This is a genomic window from Amycolatopsis sp. NPDC089917 (assembly GCF_040684635.1).
Taxonomy (GTDB): Bacteria; Actinomycetota; Actinomycetes; order Mycobacteriales; family Pseudonocardiaceae; genus Amycolatopsis.
The window spans coordinates 75,474-87,951 of sequence record NZ_JBFBGL010000014.1 but is presented as its reverse complement, the minus strand read 5'-3'; the positions used below and the strand labels follow the sequence as shown (position 1 = coordinate 87,951).

14 protein-coding genes and 1 tRNA gene are annotated in these 12,478 nt (G+C 70.2%); 9 read left to right on the top strand and 6 right to left on the bottom strand.

Going from position 1 to position 12,478, the window contains the following annotated elements; all coding sequences use genetic code 11:
• Positions 1 to 113: 113 nt before the first annotated feature.
• Positions 114 to 186: transfer RNA gene (locus tag AB0N89_RS13180), tRNA-Arg, on the bottom strand.
• A 372-nt stretch (positions 187 to 558) separates the two neighbouring features.
• Between AB0N89_RS13180 and AB0N89_RS13175 the strand changes: the two genes are divergently transcribed.
• The 9 genes from AB0N89_RS13175 (at position 559) to AB0N89_RS13135 (ending at position 8,497) form a co-directional block, all read left to right on the top strand.
• The gene (locus tag AB0N89_RS13175; RefSeq protein ID WP_005155565.1) at positions 559 to 1,212 is read left to right on the top strand and encodes a response regulator transcription factor; all 654 of its coding nucleotides are present in this window, start codon (positions 559 to 561) and stop codon (positions 1,210 to 1,212) included.
• Positions 1,212 to 1,826, top strand: a complete 615-nt coding sequence (locus tag AB0N89_RS13170) for a TRIC cation channel family protein (protein ID WP_005155567.1) — start codon at positions 1,212 to 1,214, stop codon at positions 1,824 to 1,826. The genes AB0N89_RS13175 and AB0N89_RS13170 overlap by 1 nt, the downstream gene beginning before the upstream one ends.
• A gap of 85 nt (positions 1,827 to 1,911) precedes the next feature.
• Positions 1,912 to 2,604: a response regulator transcription factor gene (locus tag AB0N89_RS13165; RefSeq protein ID WP_020631674.1), complete on the top strand. Its 693-nt coding sequence runs from the start codon at positions 1,912 to 1,914 to the stop codon at positions 2,602 to 2,604.
• Positions 2,601 to 4,025, top strand: coding sequence for a HAMP domain-containing sensor histidine kinase (locus tag AB0N89_RS13160; protein WP_364204050.1), 1,425 nt, complete (start codon positions 2,601 to 2,603; stop codon positions 4,023 to 4,025). The genes AB0N89_RS13165 and AB0N89_RS13160 overlap by 4 nt, the downstream gene beginning before the upstream one ends.
• Complete coding sequence (locus AB0N89_RS13155) at positions 4,025 to 4,519, top strand: carboxymuconolactone decarboxylase (protein ID WP_364204049.1); 495 nt, start codon at positions 4,025 to 4,027, stop codon at positions 4,517 to 4,519. Before AB0N89_RS13160 ends, AB0N89_RS13155 begins: the two co-directional genes overlap by 1 nt.
• Positions 4,497 to 5,024: a signal peptidase II gene (locus AB0N89_RS13150; RefSeq protein WP_364204047.1), complete on the top strand. Its 528-nt coding sequence runs from the start codon at positions 4,497 to 4,499 to the stop codon at positions 5,022 to 5,024. The genes AB0N89_RS13155 and AB0N89_RS13150 overlap by 23 nt, the downstream gene beginning before the upstream one ends.
• Before the next feature lie 81 nt (positions 5,025 to 5,105).
• Positions 5,106 to 5,906 (top strand): DeoR/GlpR family DNA-binding transcription regulator, encoded by an 801-nt coding sequence (locus AB0N89_RS13145; protein WP_364204045.1) that lies wholly within the window; start codon positions 5,106 to 5,108, stop codon positions 5,904 to 5,906.
• Positions 5,903 to 6,985 carry a galactose-1-phosphate uridylyltransferase gene (gene galT / locus AB0N89_RS13140; RefSeq protein ID WP_364204043.1) on the top strand — a complete coding sequence of 361 codons (1,083 nt, stop codon included), beginning with the start codon at positions 5,903 to 5,905 and terminating at the stop codon, positions 6,983 to 6,985. The genes AB0N89_RS13145 and galT overlap by 4 nt, the downstream gene beginning before the upstream one ends.
• Positions 6,986 to 7,057: 72 nt before the next feature.
• Positions 7,058 to 8,497, top strand: a complete 1,440-nt coding sequence (locus AB0N89_RS13135) for a trypsin-like peptidase domain-containing protein (protein WP_364204042.1) — start codon at positions 7,058 to 7,060, stop codon at positions 8,495 to 8,497.
• A gap of 550 nt (positions 8,498 to 9,047) precedes the next feature.
• Here the strand turns inward: AB0N89_RS13135 and AB0N89_RS13130 are convergent.
• Genes AB0N89_RS13130 through AB0N89_RS13110 form a run of 5 tightly spaced genes read right to left on the bottom strand, consistent with a single transcriptional unit; the run spans position 9,048 to position 12,427 of the window.
• A complete protein-coding gene (locus AB0N89_RS13130) occupies positions 9,048 to 9,452 on the bottom strand; it encodes a hypothetical protein (RefSeq protein WP_364204139.1) in 405 nt (134 codons plus the stop codon).
• 5 nt (positions 9,453 to 9,457) lie between these two features.
• Positions 9,458 to 10,525 (bottom strand): molybdopterin-dependent oxidoreductase, encoded by a 1,068-nt coding sequence (locus tag AB0N89_RS13125; protein ID WP_364204041.1) that lies wholly within the window; start codon positions 10,523 to 10,525, stop codon positions 9,458 to 9,460.
• Entirely contained in the window at positions 10,522 to 11,133 is a 612-nt protein-coding gene (locus tag AB0N89_RS13120; protein ID WP_364204040.1) for a class I SAM-dependent methyltransferase, read from the bottom strand. Before AB0N89_RS13120 ends, AB0N89_RS13125 begins: the two co-directional genes overlap by 4 nt.
• Positions 11,130 to 11,774 carry a DUF2064 domain-containing protein gene (locus tag AB0N89_RS13115; RefSeq protein WP_364204038.1) on the bottom strand — a complete coding sequence of 215 codons (645 nt, stop codon included), beginning with the start codon at positions 11,772 to 11,774 and terminating at the stop codon, positions 11,130 to 11,132. The genes AB0N89_RS13120 and AB0N89_RS13115 overlap by 4 nt, the downstream gene beginning before the upstream one ends.
• Entirely contained in the window at positions 11,771 to 12,427 is a 657-nt protein-coding gene (locus tag AB0N89_RS13110) for a glycosyltransferase family 2 protein (protein WP_364204036.1), read from the bottom strand. Before AB0N89_RS13110 ends, AB0N89_RS13115 begins: the two co-directional genes overlap by 4 nt.
• Positions 12,428 to 12,478: the final 51 nt, after the last annotated feature.

Here is a 12,478-nt window from a genome sequence, read left to right as displayed (position 1 = left end):
TTTGCTGGCCCGCTGTGACCTTGCGGAGGTTCGGGTAGCCGTCGTCTCCCCAGAAGTTACGACGAGTGACCCAGTGAGCTTGCGAGGCAACCGAACATGTGGTCGCTGGAGAGTGCCCCCGGCAGGATTCGAACCTGCGACACCCGCTTTAGGAGAGCGGTGCTCTATCCCCTGAGCTACGAGGGCATGTACTGCCAGGCGCAGCTTACCGGGTGACCGGAGCGGCCCGAGCGTGAGGGCGCAAGTCGCACCCGGGCGGAGCAAGCGGCCAGCCCGGTGAAAGCCCGGAATGACCCGAACGGCGGTTGCGCACCCGACCCCCGAAGATCCCAAGGCGAGAACCGGACACTGGCCGCCCAGTGACACTCGACCTGCGGATCCGTCCCTGAGCACGCACACTCACACCCAGGCAAACAGGGTCTGAATCGAGAGCTAGATCGACACAGATGACCCGCAGGGGTCACTCGTACGTGTCTGGTTTCGAAACCCTGAACAACAGTAGGTAATCTTCGTTAACGGGACGCGAGACGCCGCTCCCCCGGCTGCCGGAGGGCTTCGTTGATCAAGCTCATGTTCGCCGACGACGAGGAACTGGTCCGCTCGGGCCTGCGTGCCATGATGTCCGGCGCTGCCGACATCGAGATCGTGGGCGAGGCGAGCGACGGGAGATCAGCGGTCGAGGTCGCCCGGCGGTACCACCCCGACGTCGCGTTGCTCGACATCAAGATGCGCGCGCCTGACGACGGCATCCGCGCGCTCAGGGCCATCCTCGCCTTGCCGGATCCGCCGACCGTGGCCATGTTGACCACGTTCGACATCGACGACTACGTCAGTCTCGCGCTCAGGCTCGGGGCCAACGGCTTCCTGCTCAAAGACATCGACCCGGCGGCGCTGCTCAGGGCCGTCCGGGACCTCGCGCGCGGCGGCGCGGTGCTCGATCCCGGGGTCGCGGCGCGCATGGTCCAGTCGCATCGGGACGAGCAGCGGGCCGCGCAGCCGGCGCGCAAGCTGCTCGCGTCGCTGTCCGAACGGGAGCGTGAGGTCGTCGGGCTGATCGGCCAGGGACTGTCCAACGCGGAGATCGGCGGGCGCCTCCACCTGTCCGAGGCCACGGTCAAGGGCTACGTCTCGGCCGTCCTGTCCAAGATCGGCGCGGCGAACCGGGTGCAGGCCGCGCTGCTGGCCTACCGCGGTGGCCTGCTCGACCAGTAATGATCCTCACCGCGCTCGAGTTCCTCGGCTTGATCGCGTTCGCCGCTTCGGGGGCGCTCGCGGCGGTGCGGTCCAGGTTGGACGTCTTCGGGGTGGTCGTCGTCGGGCTGACCACCGCGCTCGGCGGCGGGGTCATCCGTGACGTCCTGCTCGGGATCACGCCGCCCACGACCCTGCGGACCTGGCCGTATCTCGCGGTCTGCGGCGGGACGGCGCTGGTCGTGTTCGTCTTCCACCCGCAGATCGCGAAGCTGCGGCGCGCCGTGCTGCTCGCCGACGCGCTCGGGCTCGGGGTGTTCGCGACGGCGGGGACCACCATCGCGTTGAACGCGGGCGCCACCCCCTACGCGGCGTGCCTGATCGGGATGACGACGGGTATCGGCGGCGGCGCTGTGCGTGATCTACTCCTGCGGGAAATCCCGCTCGTGCTGCGGAAGGAGATCTACGCGGTCGCGGCTCTCGCGGGCGCGGTGCTCGTCGTGATCGGTCACGCTCTGCGACTGCCGCCGGGGCCGGTGACGGTGGTAGCAGCTGCCGTCGTGGTGGGGGTCCGAATGCTCGCTTTGTGGCGCAGATGGAACGCACCTGTTGCAAAAGGGCCCGAGACCGGCTGAAACGTCTTCTGGACCGCCGGATTTCCTTTGTTGGTTCTGTGTGTGTTCTTAGGCGAGTCTCAGCACTCTGCGTAAGACTGTCGCCATGCGCATCCTCGTAGTGGACGACGACAGGGCCGTCCGTGAATCACTCAGGCGATCCCTTGAGTTCAACGGGTACCAGGTGGAACTGGCCGGGGACGGCGCGCAGGCCCTGGAAGCGATCATCGCCAACAGACCCGACGCGATGGTCCTCGACGTGATGATGCCGCGGCTCGACGGCCTCGAAGTGGCCCGACGCCTGCGAAGCACCGGTGACGACCTGCCGATTCTCGTCCTCACCGCGCGGGACACCGTGTCCGACCGGGTGTCCGGCCTCGACGCCGGTGCCGACGACTACCTGCCGAAACCCTTCGCGCTCGAAGAGCTTCTCGCGCGCCTTCGCGCGCTTCTGCGTCGCGCGATCCCGGACCCGCAGGCGGGACAGAACGCCGAGATCCTGTCGTTCGCGGATCTCACCTTGGACCCGGGGACGCGCGAAGTGCGCCGGGCAGGACGGGAGATCAGTCTCACCAGGACGGAGTTCGCCCTCCTGGAACTGTTCCTCTCCTACCCGAAGCACGTCTTGACCCGCAGCCGGATCCTGGAGGAAGTATGGGGATACGACTTCCCGACGTCGGGCAACGCGCTGGAGGTCTACGTCGGCTACTTGCGCCGAAAGACCGAGGCTGGGAACGAACCGAGGCTGATCCACACGGTTCGGGGAGTGGGCTACGTCCTCCGGGAAACCCCGCCGTGACCGATCCGGTCCACGGCCTCGACGTCTCCGAAAAGGATCCGCGCGGCGACCGCTGGGGCACCCGGCGCTTCTCGCTCCGCGGCCGGGTGACGCTGCTCGCGGCCGCTTCGGTCGCGGGCGCGGTGGCGCTGGTGTCCCTCGGCGCGTACCTCGTCGTGCGCGACAACCTCTACCAGCAGGTCGACGACAACCTCGTCGCCCGCGCGCACGCCGCGGTCGCGTCGCCGCAGGTGCAGACCGAGCTGCAGCAGGTGCCCGGCGCCTTCCTCGCCAGCGCGGACCTGCAGATCGGCCAGCTGACGGTCGGGGAGAAGGTCCGGCTGACCTACCCGCAGTCCGGCAGCCGGCCGCCGTACGGCGACGACGAGATCGCGGTCGCCTCCGGGGACAAGGCGTTCTCCCTGCGCACCGATCCGAAGACCGACAGCCGCGTCGTCGCCCTCCCGCAGGGCGCGGGGCAGGCGATGGTGCTCGCCCAGTCGCTCGGCCCGACCAAACGCACCCTGAACGAGCTTTCGGTGGTCCTGTTCCTGATCGGCGGCGCCGGGATCCTGGTCGCCGCGGCCGCGGGAACGGCGGTCGCGAGAGCGGGCCTCAGGCCGGTCGACAGGCTGACGTCGGCGGCGGAACGCGTCGCCACCACCGGCGACCTGCGGCCGATCCCGGTCAGCGGCGACGACGAACTCGCCCGCCTCACCCAGAGTTTCAACACGATGCTGGGCACGGTCGCCGAATCGCAGGAACGGCAACGGCAGCTCGTCGCCGACGCCGGGCACGAACTCCGGACGCCGCTGACGTCGCTGCGCACTAACCTGGAGCTGCTCCTGTCCGCGAGCAGGCCGGGCGCGCGGACGCTGTCCGACGAAGACCGCAGCGACATCGAGGCCGACATCCGCGGCCAGCTCGACGAGCTGACCCAGCTGATCGGCGACCTCGTCGAGCTCGCGCGCCAGGACGAGCCTCGGATCGAGCACGAGCGGGTCGAGATGGTCGACGTCGTCGAGCGCGCGCTGGACAGGGCACGCCGCCGCGCGGGCGAGATCGAGTTCGACGTCTCGCTCCAGCCGTGGGTGCTGACCGGCGACACCAGCGCACTGGAACGCGCGGTGCTGAACCTGCTGGACAACGCGGTGAAGTTCTCGCCGGAAGGGACGACGGTCGGGGTCCGGCTGTACCCGGTCGGCGACGGCACCGCGGTGCTCGAAGTCGAGGACTCCGGGCCGGGCATCGCCGACGAGGATCTGCCGAAGGTGTTCGACCGCTTCTACCGCTCGTCCGAGGCGCGGACGCTGCCCGGTTCCGGGCTCGGCCTGGCCATCGTCCAGCACGCGGCGCAGCGGCACGGCGGCGACGTCTACGCGGGGCGTGCCGCCACCGGCGGCGCGCTGATGACCTTGCGACTCCCGGGAGCCCCCGCCTGATGGGCGACTATGACAAGGGCCTCGAACTGCTCCGGCTTCTCGGCGGCGTCGGGAACCCCGCCGTGCTGGAGCTGTTCGAGGCCGTTCAGGCCACGGACTACGGCAGAGAAGCCGTCGCTTTCGTCTACGGCGGTGTCTACCAGCGGCCGGGGCTTTCGCTGGCGCAGCGGCAGCTGGTGACGGTCGCGGCGCTGGAGGCCTTGGGCTACGCGGAGGCCCAGCTCGCGTTCCACCGTGCCGCCGTGGCGAACGTCGGCGGTGACCTGGGGCAGGACGACGAAACGACCCGGCGGCTCAAGCGGATCGCGGTGTACACGGCGAAGGGCGGCGTCGCGCCGGAGCTGGCCGACGTCCTCCAACAAGCGAAGGCCGCGGGGGAGCTCGGGCAGGCCGTCGAGACGATCCTGCATCTCGCCGTCTACGTGGGCTTCCCCGCCGCGCTCAACGCGCTCGCCATTACTCTGACGGGTGATGAGCACCGAGAACGCGCCTGAGATGCCGCCCCGCCGTCTGCTGTGGACTCTGCTGGTGGCCGCGGTGCTGCTGGCCGTCGACCAGCTGACCAAAGGGTGGGCCGTCGACGCCCTCACCGACCGCGCGCCGATCCCGGTGATCGGCGACTTCATCCGGTTCCGGCTGCTGTACAACCCGGGCGCGGCGTTCTCGCTCGGCGCCGATTCCACCTGGATCTTCGCGATCGTGGCCGCGGTCGCGGTGGTCGCGTTGCTGTGGATCTCGCGCAAGGTCCGCTCGGCGGGCTGGGCGATCTCGCTCGGTCTGCTGCTCGGCGGCGCGACGACGCACCTCGGCGACCGCCTGTTCCGCGATCCCGGATTCGCGCGCGGTCACGTCGTCGACTTCATCGACTACAACGGCTGGTTCGTCGGGAACGTCGCCGACATCGCGCTGTTCTTCGGCGCCGTGGCGCTGTTCGTGTTGAGTTTCCGCGGCGTCCCGATCGACGGCGTCAAGCAGGTAGAGGAGACCTCCGCCGAATAGCCTGCCTTTTCACTGCGCGAAGTCCTTGTTTGATCGTGTAGGATTTTGTGTGGTTGATCCAGTGCAGTCATCGGAGGCTTCGTGCTCGCGCGGCAACGACAGGCGGTGATCCTCGAGGAGGCGCGCCGGACCGGGGCGGTCCGGGTCAGCGATCTCGTCACGAGGCTCGGCGTCTCCGACATGACGGTGCGCCGCGACCTCGACGTGCTGGCCGCCCGGGGACTGGTCGAGAAGGTCTACGGCGGCGCCACCTCCATCGTCGGCAAGAGCACCGACGAACCGGGTTTCGAGGCCAAATCCGTGCGCCAGCGCGCTCAAAAGGAGGCCATCGCCGCTCTTGGGGCCGGGCTGGTCCGGCCGGGCACCGCGATCGGCATCTCCGCCGGCACCACCACGTGGACGCTGGCCAGGGCGCTCGACGAGGTCCCCGGCCTGACGATCGTCACGAACTCCATCCAGGTCGCCGACGTGCTGCGCGGCGCGAACCAGCCGGATCGCACGGTGGTCCTCACCGGCGGTGTCCGCACGCCGTCGGACGCGCTCGTCGGGCCGGTCGCCGTGCAGAGCCTGCGCTCGCTGCACCTGGACGTCGTCTTCCTCGGTGTGCACGGGATGGCCGACGGCCCAGGGTTCACCACGCCGAACCTCACCGAATCCGAGACCGACCGCGCGCTCGTCGAAGCGGGCCGCAAGCTGGTCGTGCTGGCCGACCACACCAAATGGGGCATCGTCGGCATCTCCACGATCGCCGGGCTCGAAGAGGCCGACGTCGTCGTCTCGGACGACGGTTTGTCCGACAACGCAAGGGAAAAGCTCACCGAGCAGGCGGGTGAGCTGATGATCGCCGAAACGGCGGAGACGGCTGAGGCTGAAGAAGCGTGAAGCGCACGGTTAGGCACCTGGCCGACGGCCGGGAGATCATCTATTTCGACTCGCCCGGCGCGCCCGAGCGCACCGCCGAGGACACGCGAGACCTGCCTCAGGTCGCGGCGGCGTCGGAGATCCGGCGCGACCCGCTGACCGGCGAATGGGTGGCGATGGCCGCGCACCGGCAGACGCGGACCTACAAACCGCCCGCCGACCTGTGCCCGCTGTGTCCCACCAAACCCGGGAAGCCCAGCGAGATCCCGGAGCCCGACTACGACGTCGCGGTGTTCGAGAACCGCTTCCCTTCCTTCTCCCGCACCGTCATCGGCGAATCGTCCACAGTGGATGGCGCGGGCCTGGTGCCGATCGCGCCGGGCGCCGGCCGCTGCGAGGTCGTCTGCTTCACCAGCGACCACGACGGTTCCTTCGCCGGGCTGACCTCGAAGCAGGTCCGCGCGGTCGTCGACGCCTGGGCCGACCGCACCGCCGAACTGTCCGCGATGGACGGTGTCGAGCAGGTCTTCCCGTTCGAGAACCGCGGTGAAGAGATCGGCGTGACGCTGCATCACCCGCACGGGCAGATCTACGGGTACCCGTTCGTGACGCCGAAGACCGAACGGATGCTGGAGGTCGCCCGCGCCTACGAGGCCGAGCACGGACGTCCGGTGATGGGCGACGTCCTGGCCGCCGAGCGGGAATCCGGGGCGCGGGTCGTGGTCTCGGGCGAGCACTGGACGGCGTTCGTGCCGCCGGCCGCGCGCTGGCCGGTGCAGGTCCAGATCGTGCCGCATCGCCAGGTGCCCGACATCCCCGCGCTGTCGGACGCCGAGCGCGACGACTTCTCCGACGTCTACCTCGAAGTCCTTCGCCGCTGCGACGGGCTCTACGACCGGCCGCTGCCCTACATCGCGGCCTGGAACCAGGCGCCCGCCAAACGCGATCGCGAACTCGGGTGGCTGTACCTGGAGGTGTTCTCGGTCCTGCGGTCCAAGGACAAGCTGAAGTACCTGGCGGGGTCGGAGTCCGGAATGGCCGTGTGGATCAACGACGCGACCCCCGAGCAGATCGCGGACAGGCTGCGCGCCACCCGCTGAGGAGGCCATACTCATGTGCGATGCACAGCTTTGGCTCAGGAACTTCTCAGGACCATCCCGCAAGGTGAAGACATGACCGAGAACGACCCCAGCGGCCAGGACGCCGAGAAGGCGCGGCCCGCCGGCACCCAGCCGGACGCGGAGCAGAGCGCGAGCTGGGCCGCACAGCCTGCGCCGCAGCAGCCTGACGCGACCGGCCTCGGCGGCCATGCCGCTCCCCAGACCGGAGCGCAGCAGGCCTACACCCCGGAACAGCAGTACAACCCGTGGTCGCCCCAGGCCCAGACCCAGCAGGCGCCGGCTCCGGAGCAGCAGACCCAGGCCCAGCAGCACCCGTACACCCAGGGACACCAGATCCCCGGCCAGCAGCCGTTCACCCAACCGGGTCCTTCGGTCTACGCGGTCCCGCAGCAGCGCCAGGCGCGGAAGTCCACCTCGGGCAAACTGCTCGCCGGTGTCGCGGCGATCGCCCTGGTGGTCGGCGGGGTCGCGGGCGGCACGGTCGGCTACCTGACCGGTGACGCGTCCGGTGGCGCTTCCGTGAACGCGCTCGACGCGCCGAAGCCCGCCCAGCAGACGGGCAACCTGCCCGCCGGTTCGGTCGAATCCGTGGCGCAGAAGCTGTCGCCGAGCGTGGTCGAGCTGCAGGTGTCCGGCCGGTCGGGTGCGGGCGAGGGTTCCGGTTTCGTGCTCAGCACCGACGGCTACGTGCTGACCAACAACCACGTCGTCGAGGTCGCCGCCGGTGGCGGCGGGCAGATCCAGGCGGTGTTCCAGGACGGCAAGAAGGGCACGGCGACCGTCGTCGGGCGTGACCCCACGACGGACATCGCCGTGGTGAAGGTCAGCGGCGTCAGCGGCCTGACCCCGGTCGAGCTCGGCCGCTCCGACGACCTGCGCGTCGGGCAGCCGGTGGTCGCCATCGGTTCGCCGTTCGAGCTGGCGGGCACGGTCACCTCGGGCATCGTCAGCGCGCTGAACCGGCCGGTGAGCGCCGGTGGCGGCGGCGACCAGACCACGGTGATGTCGGCGGTGCAGACCGACGCGGCGATCAACCCGGGCAACTCCGGCGGACCGCTCGCGAACATGGCGGGCCAGGTCATCGGCATCAACTCGGCGATCTACAGCCCGAAGTCCGCGCAGGGCCAGGGCGGCGAGAGCGGCGGCAACGTCGGCATCGGCTTCGCGATCCCGATCGACCAGGCGCGCCGCACGGCCGACGACATCATCAACACCGGCCAGGCGACGCAGACCTTCATCGGCGCACGGGTGCAGACCGCGCCGACGGGTGGCGCGCAGCTCGGCGAGATCTCCCCGGGCAGCCCCGCGGAGAAGGCGGGACTCAAATCCGGTGACGTCGTAACGAAGCTGGACGACCGGGCGATCCCCAACGCGGACGCGCTCGTCGCGGAGATCCGCACCCGCGCGCCGAACGACAAGGTGAAGTTCACCCTCAACGGTGGCAAGGTGATCGAGGTGACCCTCGGCGGTCAGCCCGTCACCCCGAACTAGTCCCTTACCGAGACGCTCGGCCGCAGTGCGCGGCCGAGACCAGCTCCGGCTCGAACCCCCAGCGGGCCGGACCCCAGAGGCCACGCGCGACCGGCTGCCAATCCCGGTCGTGCGTGGTCCTTTTTATCGAGCGGTAAGGCAAAGGTGTCTGTTCGCCGACCGGCGTCCCGGCTTCGGATGTTGTGAAAGTGGCTTTCGCAACGCCATCGCCCACGAGAACGCGTCGGGTCGGGGTGGTCGTGAGTGGCGATTCGTGTTCTAACCCGAATCGCCACTCACGACCTCTTTCACCGGCGCCCGGGCCCGTGAAGGCCGCCGCGCTCGGCCGGGTGCCCCGGCAGGCACGCGAGCGGTCGAGCACGACACCATTGCCTCACTCGCGTGACCGGATGGACGGCACCTGTGACCGGACGGACGACACGCGACGGGGACTTGGCTGTCGCAGCGTGTCGTCCGTGCGGTCACGCGAAAACGCCGGACCGTAGGTACTCAAGACACGGTTGGCCCTAACTTGAATCGCCACCCACGACCACCCTGACCGACATGTCCCTCAATGACGCGCTTTTCGCGGGACGAGCCCGGCCACGAGGACGCCGAGCCAGACGACAGCGAGCGTGACGAGCAGGCCCGTGACGGTGTCGGCGTCGTGCAGTCCGGGGTTCCGTGCGCCGCCGAAAGGCCGCCACAGCAACGGGAACGCGATCAAGGTCAGGACACCGGTGAGGACGGCGCCCGTCTTGACCGGGGTCTTCCAGCGTTCCGGGAGGAACCGGCTCAGCGCGAATCCCGCCGCGCCGACGATCGGTGCGATCAGCAGGTCGTGCGCCAGCGGACCGCCGGCGAGCCAGCCGAGCGTCCCGAAGACGTCCGGGCGCAGCGGGAAGGCGTACTCGGCGAACAGCGTCGCGCCCCAGACGAGCGCGCCGAGGCCGGGCAGGAACAACAGCAGCCGCATCGTCTTCACAGCGTCTCCAGCCGGGTGACCCATTTCGTCTGCAGGACGCCGGGCCGGTTCGGGGCGATGATCCGGCACGGGAAGCCGTGGTCGGCGTCGAGCACCTCGCCGTTGAGCTCCAGGGCCAGCAGGGTGAGGTCGTCCGCGGTGTGCTCGCCGGGGAGGTCGCTGATCCCGTACGGCCCGGCCTTCTCCAGCGAGAACACGCGGACCGGCGTACCCGGCGTGCTTCCCGCGTGCCGCAACAACTCCGGCAGCGAGACGCCGCTCCACTGCGCGGACTGGCTCCAGCCCTCGACGCACGCGATCGGCAGGTCGGCCGACGTCCTCGGGAGCGCGCGGAGTTCGTCCAGCGAGTAGGTCTTCGTGCCTTTCGGCGTCACCACGGACAGCCGCCAGCCCGGATCTTTCGCCGTGTCCAGGACACCGGCCGCCTCGGCGGTCCTGTTCACCGGCAGGCCCTGTGATCCCTTGTCGCTCCGCCAGGACAGGCCGGAAACGGTGCGCAGTAACGGAACCGTCGCTCCGGCCGTCGCCACGACGGCGACGCCCGCGGCCAGCCAGGTCGTGCGGAGGAAGGCACGTCGTGAGGGCTCGGGTGCTTTCGTGAGCGAGCGGCGGACGATCGGGAGTTTCACGGCGACATGCACCAGGATCGAGCCGATCGCCACCCACGCGACCGCGTAGTGCAGCTGCGGGAAGTAGAACGTCCACGGATAGTTCTGCGCGACGTTGAAGAGGCCGGTGGCGAGTTCGAAGAAGGCGGCCGCGGACAGCACCAGGATCGACAGGCGTTCGAGCGCGTGCGGCAGGGACCGGATCACCGGTCGTTCGAACAGTTTCGGGTAGACGCTCCAGAGTTTGGCCAGCAGCAAGGGAATCGACGCGATCCCGGAGAGCACGTGCGTGCCCTGCGTGACCCGGTACAGCCAGACCGGGCGGCTCGGCCAGCCGAACCACGACGGCGGATGCTGGACGAGATGGCTGAGCAGGCCGGTGACGAAGCACAGGGTGAAGGTGACGGCGAGGGCGAGCCCGATCCGGGACGTCACCCGCTCGGAGGTCGCGTTCATGCTTTCTCCAGGCAGGCGAACCAGCGGTGGTCGCGGCGGGTGGCCCAGGCGACCCGGAACGCGGTGCGGGCGGCGAGTTCCGCGATCGCCTCGACGCCGACCCACGCCCAGGTGAACCAGGCGCCTCCGTCGTCCGGGCGCAGCCGGACCCGGTCCTGCCGGATGCCGCGGCCGGGCGGGTCGAGCTCGACGATCAGCGTGCCGCCGTCGCCGACCAGTTCCGCCATCCGCGTGAGCAGCCGGAGCGGGTCGCCGCCGATGCCGATGTTCCCGTCGGCGAGCAGGATGTGCCGCCAGCGTCCTTCGCCGGGCAGCCGGTCGAAGACGTCGCGGTGGAGCGCGGCGGCGCCCCGGGCGTGGGTGAGCCGGACGGCGGTGGCGGAGATGTCGACGCCGAGCGAGGCGACACCGCGTTCGGTCAGCGCGGCGGTGAGCCTGCCGGGGCCGCAGCCGACGTCGAGGGTCGGGCCGTCACAGGCGTCGAGGAGGACGTCGTCGCCGTCGCAGGGGATGGCCGTCCAGCGGTCCACCGGCAGGTCGACGCGTTCGCCGGTCGCCAGTTCCAGCCAGCAGCGGTGGCCGAGCAGGCCACGGTCGAAGGCGGTCACCGGACTTCGGCGACCGCTCGGGCGAACCGGCTCGCCGGCCGGAGAGCCGCGACCCGGCGCGCGTCCACGATCGTGTCCACATCGGACAGTGTGGGCAGGATGCCGGGGTTCAGTCCGACATCGGTGAGCGCGCGGAGGGTTTGACGGCCGGTGTCGTCGCGGGACATCGGGACACCGGCGAGAGCCTTGGCGTGCAGGGGATCCTTGAGTCCCAGCGCCCACCAGCCGCCGTCCTCGGCCGGTCCGAGGACGGCCTCCCCGAGCCGGTTCGCGGCCTCGGTCAGCAAGGCCGGAGTGACCTGCGGGGTGTCCATCCCGATCTGGAGCACGGGTTCCCCGGGACGGACGGCGTCGGCGTGGGCGTTGGCGAGCCGGACGTCGAAACCGTCGCCGCGCTGGGGGATCACCTCCGTCTTTCGCAGCACCGCGGCGATTTCCTGGCCATGTGTCGCTTCGTCGAGATCGCCGGTCAGCGCGACGACCACGCGGGCGTCCGGGGTCAGCAGGGCGGTGTCGAGGGTGTCGAGCAGCGAAGCGGCCGCGATCCCGGCGGCCTGCTCCGGCGTCGCGGGCGGGCAGAGCCGCGTCTTCGCGAAACCGGGTACGGGTGCCTTGGCGACGATCAGCAGGCAGAACGTCATCGGCTCAGCACCCGCCCGAAATCCCTCGCGGCACGGAGGGTGCCACGCAGCGAGCCGGAGACCTTCGACTTCGTGCCCTTGGCGCGTTCGCCGTACGAGACGTCGAACTCGACGACGCGCCAGCCCGCGCGGCGCGCCTTGATCAGCAGTTCGAGCGGATACCCGAAGGCGCGATCGGTGACGTCGAGATCCAGCAGCGCCCGCCGCCGGACGGCCCGCAGCGGGGCGATGTCGCGGACCGGCAATCCCTTGTACCGCAGGAGAGACGAGATCACCGCGTTGCCCGCTCTCGCGTGCCACGGCCAGACACCCGGCCCGGTAGGCACCCGGCGTCCGACCGTCATCTCGGCGACGGCCAGCCCCCGCACCAGCGCCGGCAGTTCGGCGAGGTCGAGGGAACCGTCGGCGTCGGCGAAACACACGACGTCCGCCGTGGCCGCCTCCAGCCCGGTGTGCACGGCGGCGCCGTAACCGCGCCGGGGTTCGTGGACGACCTTCGCCCCGAGCCCGGCCGCGATCCCGGCGGAACCGTCGCTCGATCCGTTGTCGACCACGATCGCCCGATAGCGTGCGGGCAGGGCCGCCAGCACCCCGGGGAGGGCGCCGGCCTCGTCGAGACAGGGGAGCACGACGTCAACCTGGTCATCGTTCACCCCTCGCACGTTAAGTCCGGGGTGGACGGACGAAAACCCTTGCCGTGCTTA